Consider the following 18,429-nt stretch of genomic DNA (forward strand, 5'->3'; position numbering starts at 1 on the left):
AAATATAAGTAGATGGCGCCGCCATCGATGGCGCAATCCCCTTGTCTTTGAAGTTGTCCCACGCGCGACCGGAAAGGCCGCAATATATAGGAAGATAGGTGAATAGGCAACCGCAGTGCCTCCTCACCTATTTCCTTTAGGCGACGCTCCTTACCAGCGGTAATGGGCAAACGCGCGGTTCGCTTCAGCCATTTTATGTGTATCTTCGCGTTTTTTCACCGCTGCACCCGTGTTGTTGGCAGCGTCCATAATTTCATTTGCCAAGCGCTCTTCCATCGTTTTTTCGTTGCGAAGACGTGCATATTGCACGAGCCAGCGCAAACCGAGAGAAACGCGGCGGTCCGGACGAACCTCGACCGGAACTTGGTAGTTCGCCCCACCAACGCGGCGAGCGCGCACTTCCAACACCGGCATAACGTTTTTCAACGCTTGCTCAAACACTTCCATTGGATCTTTACCCGTGCGCTCACGGATAATATCAAACGCGGTGTAAAGAATTTTTTGCGCTTTTGATTTTTTGCCGTCGATCATAATTTTATTGATCAAACGGGTAACAAGCTTCGAATTGTAAATTGGATCTGGCAGTACGTCACGTTTAGCAACAGGGCCTCTACGTGGCATAGTGTTTCCTCCCTTCAGGAAAACATTCTCTTCATTTCATTATTTTTTCGCTACTTTTGGTTTTTTCGCGCCGTATTTCGAACGACCTTGCATCCGGTTCACTACGCCTGCAGCATCCAGCGCCCCACGGATGATATGGTAGCGTACCCCCGGCAAGTCTTTGACACGTCCGCCGCGGATGAGCACAACGCTGTGTTCTTGCAAGTTATGGCCGATCCCCGGAATGTACGCCGTAACTTCAATCCCATTTGTCAAGCGGACACGGGCGTATTTCCGCAACGCCGAGTTCGGTTTTTTCGGCGTCATCGTGCCGACACGCGTGCAAACGCCGCGTTTTTGCGGAGACGACACATTCGTTTGCTCTTTTTTGAAGCTGTTATACCCTTTGTTCAACGCAGGGGATTTCGATTTAACGACTTTTTTCTCGCGTCCTTTGCGGACCAATTGGTTGATTGTAGGCATGAAAAGATCCTCCTTTCGCATGCATCGTTTAAGCCCACATATCCAGGTGGTTCATCGTTTATGCAAATAAAGGTTTTAGGGGAGAAAGGCAAAACGTTACCGAAGGATCGCCACCGCGGCCGCACCGACTTGGATTTTGCACGCCTTGCCAAGCTTTTTCATCGAATCGACTTTTGTGACCGGCACGTTTGCCTCATTGGCGGCGGCGGTCACTTTTTCGATGATCGGCAAGTCGGCATCCTCCGCCACGATCACTTCCGCTGCTTTCCCTTCCTTTAAAGCCCTTATCGTTTGTTTGGTTCCAATGACAATTTTTCCAGCCTGTAATACTTTTTCATAAGACATGTAACATATCCTCCAAAGTACCAGGTTGTTGGAACACCTTTATTAGACTACCATTTTCTTTGTCGATTGTCAACTGGATTTTTCATTAGATGATGGCCGGCCAAGGAGCGCCTTAGCCGGCCACTTGGTTCGCGTTATTTGGAAGACACCGTGTCGCTAGCCGTTTCCTTTTTGACGGCCGGCTTCACTTTCCGGTAGCGGGCCATACCGGTTCCAGCCGGGACGAGTTTGCCGATAATGACGTTTTCCTTCAAGCCAAGCAGTTCATCACGTTTTCCTTTGATGGCCGCATCCGTCAAGACGCGCGTCGTTTCTTGGAACGAAGCAGCCGACAAGAACGAATCCGTCTCAAGCGACGCTTTCGTGATGCCGAGCAACACCTGGCGGGCCGTCGCCGGCCGTTTCCCTTCGCGAAAAGCTTTGGCGTTGACATCCGTAAACTGGTGGACATCCAACAGCGTGCCCGGCAGCACATCGGTGTCGCCGGCATCGATGACGCGCACTTTGCGCAGCATTTGCCGCACCATGACCTCGATATGCTTATCGCTGATTTCCACCCCTTGCATCCGGTACACTTTTTGCACTTCACGAAGCAAGTACTCTTGAACGGATGTAATATCGCGCACGCGCAACAACTGTTTCGGGTCGACCGAGCCTTCTGTCAGCTCTTGGCCGCGTTCGACGCGCTGACCTTCTTCGACTTTCAGCCGCGCGTTGTACGGCGCTACATACGTACGCGTTTCGACCTCGCTTTGCACGACGATTTCATATTGGTTGTCGCGCGTTTTGTTAATCGAGATGACCGTGCCGTCAATTTCCGAAATGACCGCTTGCCCTTTCGGGTTGCGCGCTTCAAACAGCTCTTGCACCCGCGGCAAACCTTGAGTGATATCGTCGCCGGCGACGCCGCCTGTATGGAACGTCCGCATTGTCAGCTGCGTGCCCGGCTCGCCGATCGACTGAGCGGCGATAATGCCGACGGCTTCGCCAACTTCGACGTCCATGCCGGTCGCCATGTTGCGGCCGTAACATTTTTTGCAGACGCCATGGCGCGTGTTGCAGGCGAATACGGAGCGAATCCATACTTCCGTAATGCCGGCTTTCATGATCTCATTGGCGATATCTTCGGTGATCATCTCGTCTTTGCGGACGATCACTTCGCCCGTTTCCGGATGGCGCACCGTTTTGTGCGCATAGCGGCCGACAAGCCGCTCTTCAAGCTTGACGACAACTTCCGTGCCATCCGTCAGCGCTCGCGCCAAAATGCCGCGGTCGGTGCCGCAATCTTCTTCGCGGACGATGACGTCTTGGGCCACGTCGACAAGGCGGCGCGTGAGATAGCCTGAGTCGGCCGTTTTGAGCGCCGTATCCGCCAATCCTTTTCGCGCGCCGTGCGTCGAGATAAAGTATTCCAACACCGTCAAGCCTTCGCGGAACGACGACTTGATCGGCAGCTCAATGATCCGGCCGGCCGGGTTGGCCATCAAACCGCGCATCCCCGCAAGCTGCGTAAAGTTCGACGCGTTCCCGCGCGCTCCGGAATCGCTCATCATAAAGATCGGGTTGCGTTTATCAAGCGACTTCATCAACCGGTCTTGAATTTTGTCTTTCGCCGCGCTCCAGATAGAGATGACGCGCTCGTACCGCTCTTCGTCCGTAATTAAGCCGCGGCGGAACTGCTTCAAAACCGTATCGACTTTCGCTTGCGCTTCATCCAAAATTTCTTGTTTTTCCGGCAGGACGACGATATCGGCCACGCCGATCGTGATGCCGGCCTTCGTCGAATATTGGAAGCCAAGGTCTTTCATGCGGTCGAGCATCTTCGATGTTTCGGTGATTTTGAACCGTTTGAACACTTCAGCGATAATTTGCCCGAGCACTTTTTTCTTAAACGGCGGCACGAGTTCGCGCTTGCGAATTTCTTCGCGCACGTTGACCCCTTTGTCAAGGAAGTACTTGTCCGGCGTCCGCCCTTCAATGTTTTCCGTCGTCGGCTCGTTGATGTACGGGAACGAATTCGGCAAAATTTCGTTGAAAATGAGCTTGCCGACGGTCGTTAAGAGCAACTTGTTGTTTTGCTCTTCGGTAAACGTTTCGTTTTTCAGCGAACCGGCATGAATGGCAATGCGCGAATGGAGATGGACGTAGCCGTTATGGTAAGCAAGCAGCGCCTCGTCCGTGTCTTTGAACACCATGCCTTCGCCGATGGCTCCCTCGCGCTCCATCGTCAAGTAGTAGTTGCCCAACACCATGTCTTGTGATGGTGTCACGACCGGCTTCCCATCTTTCGGGTTCAAAATGTTTTGCGCCGCCAACATCAACAAGCGCGCTTCGGCTTGCGCCTCAGCTGACAGCGGCACGTGCACCGCCATTTGGTCGCCGTCAAAGTCAGCGTTGTACGCCGTGCAAACAAGCGGATGAAGACGGATCGCCCGCCCTTCCACAAGCGTTGGTTCAAACGCCTGAATGCCGAGACGGTGCAACGTCGGGGCGCGGTTTAACAGCACCGGATGTTCTTTAATGACATCTTCCAGCACATCCCATACTTCCGGATGGACGCGCTCGATTTTCCGTTTCGCGCTTTTAATGTTGTGCGCCAAGCCCCGCTCGACAAGCTCCTTCATAACAAACGGCTTGAACAACTCTAGCGCCATTTCTTTCGGCAAGCCGCATTGATACATTTTCAAGTTCGGGCCGACGACGATGACGGAACGGCCGGAATAGTCCACGCGCTTGCCGAGCAAGTTTTGCCGAAAGCGGCCTTGCTTCCCTTTCAGCATATGAGAAAGCGATTTTAACGGACGGTTCCCCGGACCGGTCACCGGACGGCCGCGGCGGCCGTTATCGATCAAAGCATCAACCGCCTCTTGCAGCATCCGCTTCTCATTTTGGACGATAATGTTCGGCGCACCGAGATCAAGCAGCCGTTTCAGCCGGTTGTTGCGGTTGATGACGCGGCGGTACAAATCGTTCAAATCCGATGTTGCAAACCGCCCGCCGTCAAGCTGAACCATCGGGCGCAACTCCGGCGGAATGACCGGCAGTACATCAAGCACCATCCATGCCGGATCGTTCCCTGAACTGCGGAACGCTTCAAGCACTTCAAGCCGCTTAATGATGCGGGCGCGCCGTTGCCCTTGCGCCGTTTTCAGCTCTTCTTTCAGCGCGGCCACCTCTTTATCCAAATCAATGTCTTGGAGCAGCTTTTTGATCGCCTCCGCCCCCATCGACGCTTGGAACGATTGACCGTACTTCTCGCGATAGGCGCGGTATTCCTTTTCCGACAACAGCTGCTTTTTCTCAAGCGGCGTATCACCCGGGTCGGTGACGACATAGGATGCAAAATAAATGACCTCTTCGAGCGCCCGCGGCGACATGTCAAGAACCAATCCCATCCGGCTCGGGATGCCTTTGAAATACCAGATGTGCGAAACCGGGGCGGCGAGCTCAATATGGCCCATCCGTTCGCGGCGGACTTTCGAGCGCGTCACTTCGACGCCGCAGCGGTCGCAGACGACGCCTTTGTAGCGAACGCGTTTATATTTGCCGCAATGGCATTCCCAGTCTTTCGTCGGACCGAAAATGCGCTCGCAAAACAAGCCGTCTTTTTCCGGCTTTAACGTCCGATAGTTGATTGTCTCCGGCTTTTTGACTTCGCCATACGACCAAGAACGAATTTTCTCCGGGGAAGCGAGCCCAATTTTCATGTACTCAAACTTATTGACATCTAGCAAGGGGTATACCTCCCTTTTTGATCCGTCGGTTTTCCGTTCGCTCAAGCGGCCAATGGCGGGGAACAGCTCCCCGCCTGGCCGTTATGGCCGGTTTATTCTTTCGTCACCGCATCTTTCTCTTCGCCGGCTTCTTCCCGTTCGGCCGGTTTGACGTCCACCATGATGGCATCCGGTGCATGGTCATCATCATCATCAAAGTTTTCCATGTTCACTTCTTGTTCATCGCTCGTCAAAATCGTGACGTCCATGCCCAAGCTTTGCAGCTCTTTGATCAACACTTTAAACGACTCCGGCACACCCGGCTCCGGAATGTTTTCCCCTTTGACGATCGCCTCGTACGTTTTGACACGGCCGACGACATCGTCGGACTTGACGGTCAAAATTTCTTGCAACGTGTATGCCGCCCCATACGCCTCAAGCGCCCATACTTCCATCTCACCAAAGCGCTGGCCGCCGAACTGCGCCTTGCCGCCGAGCGGCTGTTGAGTGACGAGTGAGTACGGGCCGGTGGAACGGGCATGAAGCTTGTCGTCGACCATGTGGGCGAGCTTGATCATGTACATGATCCCAACCGACACGCGGTTATCAAACGGTTCACCCGTCCGTCCGTCATACAGCACCGTTTTTGCATCGCGCGCTAGACCTGCCTCTTCGAGGATGTTCCAAACGTCTTCCTCCGTCGCCCCGTCAAAGACCGGGGAGGCGATGTGCAGGCCGAGTTTTTTCGCCGCCATGCCAAGGTGCAGCTCAAATACTTGCCCGATGTTCATCCGCGACGGAACGCCGAGCGGGTTTAACATGATGTCAATCGGCGTGCCATCCGGCAAGAAGGGCATATCTTCCTCCGGCAAAATGCGGGAAATAACCCCTTTGTTTCCGTGGCGGCCTGCCATTTTGTCGCCCTCGGAAATTTTCCGTTTTTGCACAATATAGACGCGCACCAGTTGATTGACACCCGGCGGAAGCTCGTCGCCGTCTTCGCGGTTGAACACTTTCACGTCAAGGACGATACCGCCGCCGCCGTGCGGGACGCGCAACGACGTATCACGCACCTCGCGCGCTTTTTCGCCGAAGATCGCGTGCAAAAGCCGCTCTTCCGCCGTCAGCTCGGTCATTCCTTTTGGCGTCACTTTGCCGACGAGCAAGTCGCCGTCTTTGACTTCTGCGCCGATGCGGACGATGCCGCGTTCATCCAAGTTTTTCAGCGCATCCTCGCCGACGTTTGGAATGTCGCGCGTAATTTCTTCCGGACCGAGTTTCGTATCGCGCGATTCGGCTTCATACTCTTCAATATGAATGGATGTATACACGTCTTCTTTGACGAGCCGTTCGCTCATGATGATCGCGTCTTCGTAGTTGTAACCGTCCCATGTCATAAAAGCGACAAGCACATTGCGGCCAAGCGCCAATTCGCCCTTATCCATCGACGGGCCATCGGCCAAAATTTCGCCCTTCTCAACGATATCGCCTTTTTTCACGATCGGCCGCTGGTTGTAGCACGTGCCTTGGTTCGAACGAACGAATTTCAGCAACCGATATTTATCTAGATCACCCTTGACTTCTTTGCCGTCCACTTCAATCAGCCGACGCACCCAAATTTCCTTTGCTTCGACGCGCTCGACGATGCCGCGGTGCTTGCAAATGACCGCTGCGCCCGAGTCTTTCGCCGAAACATACTCCATCCCCGTGCCAACGATCGGCGCTTCCGGTTCCAACAGCGGCACGGCTTGCCGCTGCATGTTCGCTCCCATCAGCGCGCGGTTCGAGTCGTCGTTTTCCAAAAATGGGATGCACGCCGTCGCTGCCGAGACGACTTGCTTCGGCGAAACGTCCATGTAGTCGACGCGATCGCGCTTGACGACGATGTTCTCGCCGCGGAAACGGGCGACAACGTTTTCTTCAAGGAACGTGCCGTCCTCCGCAAGCGGTACGTTCGCCTGCGCTACAACGTAATTGTCCTCTTCATCGGCTGTCAAATAATCGATTTGGTCCGTCACCCGCCCTGTTTCCGGATCGACGCGCCGGTATGGCGTTTCAATAAAGCCGAACTTGTTCACTTTCGCGTAAGTGGACAGCGAGTTGATGAGTCCGATGTTCGGACCTTCCGGCGTTTCAATCGGACACATCCGCCCGTAGTGCGAATAGTGAACGTCGCGCACCTCAAACCCAGCGCGCTCACGTGTCAATCCGCCAGGGCCAAGCGCGGACAGACGCCGCTTGTGCGTCAGTTCGGCCAATGGGTTCGTTTGATCCATGAACTGTGACAGCTGCGAGCTGCCGAAAAACTCTTTGATCGCCGCGATCACTGGGCGGATGTTGATCAGCTGCTGCGGCGTAATCGTGTTCGTATCTTGGATCGACATGCGCTCGCGCACGACGCGCTCCATGCGCGACAGGCCGATGCGGAATTGGTTTTGCAATAGTTCGCCGACCGAACGGAGGCGGCGGTTGCCTAAATGGTCGATGTCATCCGTATCGCCGACGCCGTGGAGCAAGTTGAAGAAATAGCTGATCGACGCAATGATGTCAGCCGGTGTAATATGTTTGACATCCTCGGCGATGAAGCCGTTGCCGATGACGTTGATCACTTTTTCGCCATCCGGGTCATTCGGGGCATAAATTTTGATCGTTTGCACCGAAATGTCCCCGTCCACCACCCCTTCGGCCGGGCGGTATGTCTGTAAGCCGACCCCTTTTTCCAAATACGGGAGCAGGCGATTCAGCGTTCGGCGGTCGATCATCGCTCCAGCTTCGGCGATGACTTCCTTGGTTTCGGGATCAATGATCGTTTCCGCGAGCCGCTGATTGAACAGGCGGTTTTTAATATGAAGTTTTTTATTGATTTTATAACGGCCTACGCTCGCCAAGTCATAGCGCTTCGGATCAAAAAAGCGCGACGCCAGCAAATTTTTCGCATTCTCAAGCGTCGGCGGCTCTCCCGGACGAAGACGCTCGTAAATTTCAATCAACGCTTTTTCCGTGCTGTCGGTATTATCTTTTTCAAGCGTATTGCGCAAGTATTCGTTGTCGCCGAGCAGATCGATGATTTCTTGGTCGGAGCTGAACCCAAGCGCACGGAGAAGCACCGTAACGGGCAGTTTACGGGTGCGGTCGATGCGAACGTAAACGACGTCTTTCGCATCGGTTTCATATTCAAGCCATGCGCCGCGGTTCGGAATCACTGTCGCCGAGTAGCCGCGTTTGCCGTTTTTATCAACTTTGTCGCTGTAATAGACGCTTGGCGAACGGACGAGCTGGGAAACAATGACGCGTTCCGCCCCATTGATAATAAACGTTCCGGTTTCCGTCATGAGCGGAAAATCGCCCATAAACACGTCTTGTTCTTTCACTTCGCCCGTTTCTTTATTAATCAAGCGAACTTTGACGCGAAGCGGCGCCGCATATGTAACGTCGCGTTCTTTCGCCTCTTCGACCGTATATTTCGGTTCTCCTAAACTATAGTCGATAAATTCAAGCGAGAGATTGCCGGAAAAGTCTTCAATCGGGGAAATTTCCCTAAACATTTCCCGCAGCCCTTCATCGAGAAACCATTGGTAGGAGGACGTTTGAATTTCGATCAAGTTCGGCAATTCCAGCACTTCGCTGATGCGTGCATAGCTTCTGCGTTGGCGGTGTCGCCCGTATTGAACTAGTCGGCCTGTCAAGAGTGATTCACCCCTCAAATGTAGACATTAGTGAAAACCGGAACCGGAACAGCTCCATCATCCGCTCTGCTCAGCAATCAATGCCTTCAAGGCGGACTGGCCGCTCCGTCATTCCGGGGCAAAGCACTAGGCATGCATGCGGCCGGCCCCCGCCATCCGGGCGGAAACGGCTTCGTTGCGTGCACCGCCGTTTCATTTAGGGGATTTAACACGCTCCCGGCGCGAGGAAACCAGGCGTTGAGTTGAATGGAGAAAAAAAGAAAATGGTTTCTATTCCAATAGAAAACCATATGGTTCGTTGTTTATTGATTTTATCATTGTTTCCATTACGTCCAAAATTATACGTCATCCCCTCTGCACGGGAAATGTGCATATTTAGCATTTTATAATGCTACCACAATAAAAAAACGGTGTCAACATTTTTTCGCCTTTATGATATAATATCCTTTTTTCTTCGCGACGACTTCTACAGCGGGAAAGCATTCGTTCAGCTTTTGCAAGGCCGATGGGGCGCCTTGCTTTTTTTGAATGACGACCCATAGCTCGCCATGATCAAGCAGATGATCGCGGCTTTGTTCAAAAATCGCGTAAACGACCCGTTTGCCAGCCCGGATCGGCGGATTGGTGACGACCGCTGCAAATCGCTGTTCTCCGACTTCCGAAAAAAGATCGCTTTTGTAAATCACCGCATTGTCAATCCCGTTTGCCTGCTTGTTTTCCTGCGCCAGTTCGAGCGCCCGCTCGTTGACATCAATCATGTGAACGCGCCGGTTTGGAAACGATTTGGCCAAGGCAAGCCCGATCGGCCCATATCCGCAGCCGACATCCAACAAATCCCCAGCCACTCCCGGCTCCTCGAACGTTTCAATTAACAGGCGTGTGCCAAAGTCGACTTCGCGCTTTGAAAACACTCCGCTGTCGGTCGTAAAGCGGAATTCATGCCCCCGCAACACGTACGTCCACGTTTGCGGGTTTCGCTCCGACTTCGGATTGACTGAGTAATAATGCTCGCTCATCATCATCCCCTCCTCCTTGTCGACAGGCTGCACTGCCTTCCGTTATATAGTGTAACAAAAAAGAGGCCGTCCCTTGCTTCGGGCAAGCCTCTTTTTTCAATGGCGCAGCCATTACTTGATTTCGACTTTCGCGCCAGCTTCTTCGAGTTTTGCTTTGATTTCTTCTGCTTCTTCTTTCGCAATGCCTTCTTTGATCGGCTTCGGGGTGTTGTCGACCAAGTCTTTCGCTTCTTTCAGGCCGAGGCCAGTGATTTCGCGAACGACTTTGATGACTTTGATTTTTTGCGCGCCAGCGTCGGCAAGAATGACGTCGAATTCCGTTTTTTCTGCCGCTGCTTCAGCGCCAGCTGCTGCGCCGCCCGCGACAACAACCGGAGCCGCAGCTGTTACGCCGAATTCCTCTTCAATTGCTTTGACTAATTCATTTAATTCCAATACCGTCATGTTTTTCACAGCTTCGATGATTTGTTCTTTCGTCATCACAACTTCCTCCTTTGTTTTCTGAATGATTGTTAAGCACATATCGATGCGCCATTACGCGCCTTGTTCCTCTTGCTTGTCAGCCACCGCTTTAATCGCAAGCGCAAAGTTGCGGATCGGGGCTTGAAGAACGCTAAGCAACATCGAAAGCAACCCTTCGCGGGACGGGAGTTTCGCCAACGCATCGATTTCTTCTTTGCTGGCGATGTTCCCTTCGATGACGCCGCCTTTGATTTCCAATGCTTCATGCGTTTTCGCAAACTCGCTTAAAATTTTTGCCGGCGCCACGACATCTTCATTGCTGAAGGCGATGGCATTTGGACCAGTGAACACTTCATCCAGTCCTTCCAAGCCGACTTCCGCGAGCGCCCGGCGGGTCAAGGTGTTTTTGTACACTTTAAACTCGACGCCTGCCTCGCGCAGCTGTTTGCGCAACTCGGTCATTTCCGCCACGTTCAAGCCGCGGTAATCAACGATGACGGTTGCCTTGCTGGCCCGGAATTTGTCTGCGATTTCCGCGACCACTTGTTTTTTCAGTTCAATCGCGCTCGACACGTCCTGCACCTCCTGTAAGGAAAATGAGAGAATACCACTTATACCGTCTGCTCAATAAAAAACCTCCATGCCGCGTAGACATGGAGGTGTCGTTCAACGCACCGCCGCTCGTCCCCGACGCAGGGCGCGCTGTTCTATCGTCCACATACCTCGGTAGGAAATTAAGCCTCAAACAGGCACCTACTGTCTACGGTACAAATGATATTCATTTGTTCAGCCAAATGGCATTTTAACAGACGGACAAACAAAAGTCAACGGTTATTGTGCAACAGCAACCGTGGACGGGTCAACCTTGATGCCAGGGCCCATTGTCGATGTAATCGTGACGTTTTTCACGTACGTCCCTTTTGCCGCCGCCGGTTTGGCTTTCAAAATTGCTTCATAGACGGCCGCGAAGTTTTCAGCCAATTTCTCGTTGTCAAACGACACTTTGCCGATCGGAACGTGGATGTTGCCCGCTTTGTCGACGCGGTATTCCACTTTACCAGCCTTGATTTCCTGCACCGCTTTTGCTACGTCAAACGTGACTGTTCCGGTTTTCGGGTTTGGCATCAACCCTTTCGGCCCTAAAATGCGGCCGAGTTTCCCGACTTCACCCATCATGTCCGGCGTAGCAACAACGACATCAAAGTCAAACCAACCTTGCTGGATTTTGTTGATATATTCTGTATCGCCGACATAGTCAGCGCCAGCCGCTTCTGCTTCTTTCGCTTTTTCCCCTTTCGCGAACACCAACACGCGCGCCACTTTCCCTGTGCCGTGCGGCAGGACGACGGCGCCGCGAATTTGTTGGTCCGCTTTTTTCGGGTCGACGCCCAAACGGAACGCCACTTCCACCGTGGCATCGAATTTCGCGATGTTCGTTTTTTTCACGAGCTCGATTGCTTCAGCAATCGGGTATGCTTTGGAGCGGTCGACGAGCTTCAATGCTTCTAAGTATTTCTTTCCTCTTTTCGGCATGTGAAAAATCCTCCTCGATTGTGGTTTTAGCGGAAAAACCTCCCACATTGAACGTTCTTCGCTTCTTTCGAAAACGAAGAAGCGGACGGATGCCCATTCATCGGGCCCGTCTTGCTGTTTTTGTTCATGGAGAGAGAGGTTGCCCAATGACGCAACCTCCCCTACAAACGACGCACCGGCTTTAGTCTTCAATCACAATGCCCATGCTGCGGGCCGTGCCTTCGATCATGCGCATGGCCGCCTCAATGCTCGCCGCATTCAAATCCGGCATTTTCAGCTCAGCGATCTCACGTACTTTGTCGCGTTTAATTGTCGCCACTTTGTTGCGGTTCGGTTCGCCGGAGCCCGATTCAATGCCCGCCGCTTTTTTCAGCAATACAGCGGCTGGCGGCGTTTTCGTGATGAATGTAAATGAACGGTCTTCAAAAACCGTAATTTCAACCGGAATGATCAACCCTGCTTGGTCCGCCGTGCGGGCATTAAACTCTTTGCAAAACGCCATAATATTGACACCGGCTTGACCCAACGCAGGACCTACTGGCGGCGCCGGATTCGCTTTCCCTGCAGGAATTTGCAGTTTGACGACCTTGATTACTTTTTTCGCCACGAGACACACCTCCTTAAGTCCGTGATGTGGTATTAGGGATTGCCCCTCCCACTCATCCGGCTCCGGTCTACTGAGCCGTTTTCCTATCTCCCGTTCAGTTGAGAGGATCAGCGTAAAAACAAAACGGCTCCCTTATACAAGTGTATAAGTTCACCGCCATATGTCTCCGTTTAAGAGACATACTGACTTTAAAATAGTATCACTTTTCCCTATCAATTGCAAGTTCTTTATCCATTAGATTTTTTCTATTTGCGAAAACTCAAGCTCCACCCGTGTTTCACGCCCAAACATATCGACAAGCAGCTTCACTTTATGTTTATCCGGGTCAATCGCTTCAATTTTCCCTGTAAAGTTCGCAAACGGACCTTCTTTGATCCGCACCGTTTCATTTACCTCATAGTCTACGTCAACCTCGGCAAGCGGCATGCCCATCCGCTTCAAGATCATTTTTACTTCTTCCTCCATAAGCGGCGTCGGTTTCGAACCAGCTCCGCTTGAGCCGACAAATCCAGTGACGCCCGGCGTGTTGCGCACGACATACCATGAGTCATCCGTCATGACCATCTCAACGAGCACATAGCCAGGGAACACTTTCTTTTTCGTCGTTTTCCGTTTTCCGTTTTTGACGTCCGTCTCCGTCTCTTCCGGAACGACGACGCGAAAAATTTTATCTTGCATTCCCATCGATTCGACGCGTTTTTCCAAATTGGCTTTCACTTTGTTTTCATATCCCGAATATGTATGGACAACATACCAGTTTTTCTCCATCAACAAGCCTCCCCAAGGCGGTTTTCGTTTTGTTTTTTGCGCAAAACAAAAACCCGTTGCCGGGTTCCATACGCGCACGATTATCTTTCATTATAACATATCCTTCGTCCGCTTATTCAAACACGAGGCGAATCAACTCAGAAATGCCGAGGTCCACAACGGCAAAAAAGACGGTGAAAAACGCCACCGTGGCCAACACGACCGCCGTGTAGTTCACTAACTCCTTCCGGTTTGGCCAACTCACTTTTTTCAGCTCGCGTACGACTTCTTTTAAAAAGTTGATTACTCGCTGCATCACTCGTACCTCCATCATCGTTCAAAACTATCTCCACCGTCTATTTCGTTTCACGATGGATTGTATGTTTGTTGCATGTTGAGCAAAACTTGTTGGCCATAAGGCGCTCACCAAGGCGACGTATCTGTTTTGCTGCCGTATAGTTTCGGCTTCCGCACTGCACGCAAGCCAGCGTCACTTTTTGGCGCATCAGCATTCCACCGTTCCTGCGAGATGTCCATAAAAATTTATCATATTGGCTGTTTCGCTGTCAATGACATCTTTTGATGCGGCGTTGCGATGCTATAAACTGATCTCGCGGTATTCCAAATATTTCTCGAGCTTCCGCTTGACGCGTTGCAACGCGTTGTCGATCGACTTGACATGGCGGTTCAGCTCTTCGGAAATTTCCTGGTATGAGCGTCCATCCAAATACAAAGCGAGCACTTTCCGCTCGAGGTCGCTGAGCAGTTCCGCCATCTTTAGTTCAATATCATCGACTTCCTCGCGGTTGACAATCAATTGTTCCGGGTCCGTCACCTGCGTGCCGGACAACACATCCATCAGCGTCCGGTCAGATTCATCGTCATAAATCGGCTTATCCAAGGAAACGTAAGAGTTGAGCGGAATATGCTTTTGGCGGGTCGCCGTTTTAATCGCGGTAATCATTTGCCTTGTGATGCAAAGTTCTGCAAACGCTTTAAATGAGGAAAGCTTGTCCCCCTTAAAATCACGGACGGCCTTATACAGACCGATCATTCCTTCCTGCACGATATCTTCCCGATCAGCTCCGACTAAAAAATAGGAGCGAGCTTTGGCGCGCACAAAGTTTTGATATTTATGGATTAAAAAATCAAGTGCTTCCCCATCCCCTTCGTGAACGAGCGCAACAAGCTGCTCATCGTCCAGCTGATGATAACCTTTCCCTTTCATTGCTTTCAAGCATTCCCCCACGCTGATCCCCCCGACCGCATCAATCGCTAACATGTATTATACAGGACAAATTTTTACAGCGTCAACCGCTCATTTTTCTCCTCTTCGCCATTTTTCAAAAATTTCAGCAATTCTATCATTTAGCGGAACTTTGGAGATCGGAGTGCGTTGCCGCATCGCTTTTACTTTTTGGGAAATGTCCCGCTCAACCGTCTCGACTTCATCCAATAGCTCGCGCGCCGACTTGCGCAGGGCGCCTTGGCCGAACACCGTCCATTGTTCGGTGTAGTCGGAGGTAGCGACATACACTTTTGTGCGCGCATTCATCAATGTTTTCGCCAACCGTTCAATTCGCTCATCGGCCGTCTCATGTTCCTTTGTAAAAATGACATCGACGTCGTAATGTTTATACTTTTTCTCGTTTCCTTGCACGAGGTGGGCATCGAATACGATCACGACATGGTCCCCGGTGAATCCTTTGTAGTCAGCCATTTTTTCAATCAATAAATCCCTTGCCGCTGCCAGATCGCCCTCTTCTTTCAGCCGGCGCAGCTCCGGCCAAGCACCGATGATGTTATAGCCGTCGACAATCAAAATGTTCATTCGCTATTCTCCCAACGGATACCGCTTCCGGTACACCTCGTACATGAGCAGGCTGGCGGCGACAGAGGCATTGAGTGAGGTGACATGGCCGCGCATCGGCAACCGGAACAAGAAATCGCACTTTTCAAGCACTAGGCGGCTGATCCCTTTTCCTTCGCTCCCGATGACGAGCGCCAACGGCATCGTGCCATCGAGCGAGCGGTAGTCGTCTTGAGCCGATGCATCCGTTCCGGCTACCCACACTCCGCGCTCTTTCAGCTCGTCAATCGTCCGCGCCAAGTTTGTCACACGCGCGACCGGAACGTGCTCAATCGCCCCGGTCGACGCCTTCGCCACCGTTTGGGTCAGCCCGACCGAACGCCGCTTCGGAATAATGAGGCCGTGCGCCCCGACCGCATCAGCGGTGCGCATGATGGCCCCTAAATTATGCGGATCCTCAAGCTCATCCAAGATGAGAAAAAACGGCGCCTCGCCCCGCTCGGCGGCGCGAGCGAACAAGTCATCAATTTCATAGTAGCGGTAAGCCGCCGCCTGAGCGATCACCCCTTGATGAGCTCCTTCAGCCATCTGATCAAGCTTGCGCTTCGGGACATATTGGACGAGCACGCCCCGCCGCTTTGCCCATTCAAGCACAGGTTCGACGGTATGGCGCTGCGCCCCTTCCGCGATCCAAATTTTATTGATGTCGCGCCCGGCTTTGAGCGCTTCAATGACCGGATTTTTGCCGATAATGTAGTCCATCATTCCAACGCCCTTTCTTCCCTTTCAATAATGGCAAACGAACGGCCGATCAGCTCATCAACCCGCTTTTCATTATTAACCAAAAAATGATAACCGATGAGCGCCTCAAAGGCCGTGCTATGCCGGTATGTTTGCACATCCGTATTTTTCGGGATTGTGCCTGATTTGGCATTGCGGCCGCGGCGGACGATGTCCTTTTCCTCCTCGGTCAGGACGCCCTCGTCAAGCAACGCCAAAATCACTCGCGCTTGCGCCCGCGCCGACACATAGCGGACCGCCCGCCGATGCAGCTCATGCGGCCGCACGCTGCCGCCAGCAAGCAAATGGCGTCGCACATACACCTCGTACACGGCGTCGCCAATATAGGCAAGCGCCAGTCCATTTAACTGCTTCACATCGTTGACCGTTTCAAACTCCGCCATCATCGCGTGCTATCCCCGTTTCCATCTCGTTCCTTGCGGCGTGTCTTCCAAAATAATGTTTTTCGCTCTCAACTCGTCGCGAATGCGGTCGGCCAGCGCAAAATCGCGGTTTTTCCGCGCTTCATTGCGCTTTTGGATCAACGCCTCGATTTCCTCATCAAGCAGCTCATCCTGCTTCAAGGTGAGTCCAAGTACGTCCGCCAGCTGTTCGAACTCGCGCAAAAACGCGTGAATGACCTTCTCGGATGTCGTTTTTTCCTGCAAGTACAAGTTGGCCTGCTTCGCCAGTTCAAACAATACGGCAATGCCGTTCGCCGTGTTGAAATCGTCGTCCATTTCACGGATGAACGAGGCGCGGATGTCGGCAATGCGCGAAACCCATTCCTCGTCATTGTCCGTTAAGTTCGTGCTTGCCTGCAGGCGATGCTGCAAATTGCCATACGCCGTCTTCAGGCGCTCGAGTCCGCGCCGCGCACTCTCAAGCAGTTCCTCGCTGTAGTTGATCGGATGGCGGTAATGCACCGACAGCATGAAAAAACGCAGCACTTGCGGGTCGATCTCCCGGATAATATCGTGAACGAGCACGAAATTGCCAAGCGACTTCGACATTTTTTCGTTGTTAATATTTAAGTACCCATTGTGCAACCAATATTTCGCGAACGGTTTGCCGGTCAGCGCCTCCGACTGGGCGATTTCGTTTTCATGGTGCGGGAATGTCAAGTCCTGGCCGCCGGCGTGGATATCGATCGTATCGCCCAAATATTTGCGCGCCATCGCCGAGCATTCGATATGCCAACCAGGCCGCCCTTTCCCCCATGGACTGTCCCAACAAATTTCTCCTTCCTTCGCTGCTTTCCAAAGGGCGAAATCAAGTGGATCGTCTTTTTTCTCCCCAATTTCGATGCGCGCCCCAGCTTGCAGCTCATCGATCGATTGATGAGACAGCTTGCCGTATTCGCGGAACTTGCGCGTCCGGTAATACACGTCGCCGTCGACTTCGTAGGCATATCCTTTGTCAATGAGCGCCTGAATGAATTCGATAATCGTATCAATGTTTTCGGTCACCCGCGGATGGATGTCCGCTTTTTTGCAGCCAAGCGCCTGAATGTCTTCAAAATACGCCTCAATAAACCGCTCAGCGATCGCCGGCACGCTCTCGCCGAGCTCGCGGGCCGCTTTGATCAACTTGTCATCGACGTCGGTAAAGTTCGATACATACGTCACATCATAGCCGCGGAACTCCAAATAGCGGCGGATCGTGTCAAAAACGATGGCGGCCCGAGCATTGCCGATGTGAATATAATTATAGACGGTCGGGCCGCACACATACATTTTCACTTTATTCGGCTCCAGCGGCTCAAACGGTTCTTTTTTTCGCGTCAGTGTATTATAAAGCCGGATGCTGCTCATACTCGTTCTTCCTTTCTTGTTGTTTCAATGCCTCAAGCTCGCTTTTCAGCCGGGCGATTTCCTCTTCAAGCTCCCGAAACCGGTCGGCGATCGGGTCAGGAAGGTCGGTATGGTTTAAATCTTTCTTCACTTTCACCCCGTCGCGCACAACGACGCGGCCCGGAATGCCAACGACGGTCGAATTGGGCGGTACGTCTTTTAACACGACCGACCCAGCGCCGATTTTCGAGTTTTCCCCGATCGTAATCGAACCGAGCACTTTCGCGCCGGCAGCGATCAAACAGTTGTCTTTGATCGTCGGGTGCCGCTTCCCTTTTTCTTTCCCTGTCCCGCCTAATGTGACCCCTTGATAGACGGTGACATTGTCGCCGATTTCGCACGTTTCGCCGATCACCACGCCCATGCCGTGGTCGATGAAAAAGCGGCGGCCGATTTTCGCGCCCGGATGGATTTCAATGCCAGTGAAAAAGCGGCTGATTTGCGAAATCAAGCGGGCAAGAAAGTAAAATTTCCGCTTGTAAAGCGCATGGGCGATCCGATGCGCCCAGATGGCATGCAGGCCGGAATACGTTAAAATGACTTCCAAATAGCTTCTCGCCGCCGGGTCTTGCTCAAAAATGACCTCAATATCCTCTTTTAACGTTTTAAACATAATGTCCTCCCTCCACCCTCTGAGTTGTCTTGAATAAAAAAGCGTCCCTGTGCCGAAGACACAGAGACGCTTTTGGCGCGGTTCCACTCTGTTTAGCGAAACGGGGCGCCGTTTCGCTCACTCGATTCCGATAACGGAGATGCTCCGCTCCCCTCTACTGCAGAACGTCTCTGTTCCGGTT

General features: G+C 52.5%; 19 protein-coding genes and 2 other annotated features (1 of these 21 running past the window's edge). All 19 genes read right to left on the reverse strand.

The genetic code is table 11. The features are described 5' to 3' along the window. Nucleotides 1–150: 150 nt before the first annotated feature. The 19 genes from rpsG to cysE all read right to left on the reverse strand — a co-directional run bounded on the left by rpsG (nucleotide 151) and on the right by cysE (nucleotide 18,248). A complete protein-coding gene (gene rpsG / locus JCR24_RS14615; RefSeq protein ID WP_011229617.1) occupies nucleotides 151–621 on the reverse strand; it encodes a 30S ribosomal protein S7 in 471 nt (156 codons plus the stop codon). A gap of 39 nt (nucleotides 622–660) precedes the next feature. Next, nucleotides 661–1,083 carry a 30S ribosomal protein S12 gene (rpsL, locus tag JCR24_RS14620; protein WP_238980856.1) on the reverse strand — a complete coding sequence of 141 codons (423 nt, stop codon included), beginning with the start codon at nucleotides 1,081–1,083 and terminating at the stop codon, nucleotides 661–663. A 96-nt stretch (nucleotides 1,084–1,179) separates the two neighbouring features. Further along, nucleotides 1,180–1,428, reverse strand: a complete 249-nt coding sequence (locus JCR24_RS14625; protein WP_011229615.1) for a 50S ribosomal protein L7ae-like protein — start codon at nucleotides 1,426–1,428, stop codon at nucleotides 1,180–1,182. Between the two features lie 134 nt (nucleotides 1,429–1,562). Then, the gene (gene rpoC, locus JCR24_RS14630) at nucleotides 1,563–5,162 is read right to left on the reverse strand and encodes a DNA-directed RNA polymerase subunit beta' (RefSeq protein ID WP_238980857.1); all 3,600 of its coding nucleotides are present in this window, start codon (nucleotides 5,160–5,162) and stop codon (nucleotides 1,563–1,565) included. A gap of 92 nt (nucleotides 5,163–5,254) precedes the next feature. Beyond that, entirely contained in the window at nucleotides 5,255–8,827 is a 3,573-nt protein-coding gene (gene rpoB, locus JCR24_RS14635; RefSeq protein WP_011229613.1) for a DNA-directed RNA polymerase subunit beta, read from the reverse strand. Nucleotides 8,828–9,240: 413 nt separating this feature from the next. Next, nucleotides 9,241–9,843 carry a class I SAM-dependent methyltransferase gene (locus tag JCR24_RS14640; RefSeq protein WP_013143980.1) on the reverse strand — a complete coding sequence of 201 codons (603 nt, stop codon included), beginning with the start codon at nucleotides 9,841–9,843 and terminating at the stop codon, nucleotides 9,241–9,243. Nucleotides 9,844–9,954: 111 nt separating this feature from the next. Then, nucleotides 9,955–10,323, reverse strand: a complete 369-nt coding sequence (gene rplL, locus JCR24_RS14645) for a 50S ribosomal protein L7/L12 (protein WP_012820484.1) — start codon at nucleotides 10,321–10,323, stop codon at nucleotides 9,955–9,957. A gap of 54 nt (nucleotides 10,324–10,377) precedes the next feature. Further along, complete coding sequence (rplJ, locus tag JCR24_RS14650) at nucleotides 10,378–10,878, reverse strand: 50S ribosomal protein L10 (protein ID WP_011229610.1); 501 nt, start codon at nucleotides 10,876–10,878, stop codon at nucleotides 10,378–10,380. A 47-nt stretch (nucleotides 10,879–10,925) separates the two neighbouring features. After that, nucleotides 10,926–11,089, reverse strand: a sequence feature (ribosomal protein L10 leader region). A gap of 47 nt (nucleotides 11,090–11,136) precedes the next feature. After that, complete coding sequence (gene rplA, locus JCR24_RS14655; protein WP_012820483.1) at nucleotides 11,137–11,838, reverse strand: 50S ribosomal protein L1; 702 nt, start codon at nucleotides 11,836–11,838, stop codon at nucleotides 11,137–11,139. A 181-nt stretch (nucleotides 11,839–12,019) separates the two neighbouring features. Next, nucleotides 12,020–12,445, reverse strand: coding sequence for a 50S ribosomal protein L11 (gene rplK, locus JCR24_RS14660; RefSeq protein ID WP_011229608.1), 426 nt, complete (start codon nucleotides 12,443–12,445; stop codon nucleotides 12,020–12,022). A gap of 234 nt (nucleotides 12,446–12,679) precedes the next feature. After that, entirely contained in the window at nucleotides 12,680–13,213 is a 534-nt protein-coding gene (nusG, locus tag JCR24_RS14665) for a transcription termination/antitermination protein NusG (RefSeq protein ID WP_012820482.1), read from the reverse strand. Between the two features lie 112 nt (nucleotides 13,214–13,325). Continuing rightward, nucleotides 13,326–13,508, reverse strand: a complete 183-nt coding sequence (gene secE, locus JCR24_RS14670) for a preprotein translocase subunit SecE (RefSeq protein WP_012820481.1) — start codon at nucleotides 13,506–13,508, stop codon at nucleotides 13,326–13,328. Between the two features lie 40 nt (nucleotides 13,509–13,548). Then, the gene (gene rpmG / locus JCR24_RS14675; protein ID WP_075261442.1) at nucleotides 13,549–13,698 is read right to left on the reverse strand and encodes a 50S ribosomal protein L33; all 150 of its coding nucleotides are present in this window, start codon (nucleotides 13,696–13,698) and stop codon (nucleotides 13,549–13,551) included. A gap of 92 nt (nucleotides 13,699–13,790) precedes the next feature. After that, nucleotides 13,791–14,420, reverse strand: coding sequence for an RNA polymerase sporulation sigma factor SigH (gene sigH / locus JCR24_RS14680; RefSeq protein WP_020278980.1), 630 nt, complete (start codon nucleotides 14,418–14,420; stop codon nucleotides 13,791–13,793). 90 nt (nucleotides 14,421–14,510) lie between these two features. Continuing rightward, on the reverse strand, nucleotides 14,511–15,023 hold the full coding sequence (locus JCR24_RS14685; protein ID WP_012820478.1) for an NYN domain-containing protein: 513 nt from the start codon (nucleotides 15,021–15,023) through the stop codon (nucleotides 14,511–14,513). Nucleotides 15,024–15,026: 3 nt separating this feature from the next. Beyond that, entirely contained in the window at nucleotides 15,027–15,764 is a 738-nt protein-coding gene (gene rlmB / locus JCR24_RS14690) for a 23S rRNA (guanosine(2251)-2'-O)-methyltransferase RlmB (RefSeq protein WP_011229602.1), read from the reverse strand. Then, complete coding sequence (locus JCR24_RS14695; protein ID WP_012820476.1) at nucleotides 15,764–16,189, reverse strand: Mini-ribonuclease 3; 426 nt, start codon at nucleotides 16,187–16,189, stop codon at nucleotides 15,764–15,766. The genes rlmB and JCR24_RS14695 overlap by 1 nt, the downstream gene beginning before the upstream one ends. Nucleotides 16,190–16,195: 6 nt before the next feature. Then, the gene (gene cysS / locus JCR24_RS14700) at nucleotides 16,196–17,596 is read right to left on the reverse strand and encodes a cysteine--tRNA ligase (RefSeq protein WP_014194590.1); all 1,401 of its coding nucleotides are present in this window, start codon (nucleotides 17,594–17,596) and stop codon (nucleotides 16,196–16,198) included. Then, nucleotides 17,574–18,248 (reverse strand): serine O-acetyltransferase, encoded by a 675-nt coding sequence (cysE, locus tag JCR24_RS14705; protein WP_012820475.1) that lies wholly within the window; start codon nucleotides 18,246–18,248, stop codon nucleotides 17,574–17,576. Before cysE ends, cysS begins: the two co-directional genes overlap by 23 nt. A gap of 59 nt (nucleotides 18,249–18,307) precedes the next feature. After that, nucleotides 18,308–18,429: a binding site (T-box leader), on the reverse strand; it runs 114 nt beyond the window's last position.

Source organism: Geobacillus sp. YHL, assembly GCF_022341265.1.
Taxonomy (GTDB): domain Bacteria; phylum Bacillota; class Bacilli; order Bacillales; family Anoxybacillaceae; genus Geobacillus; species Geobacillus thermoleovorans.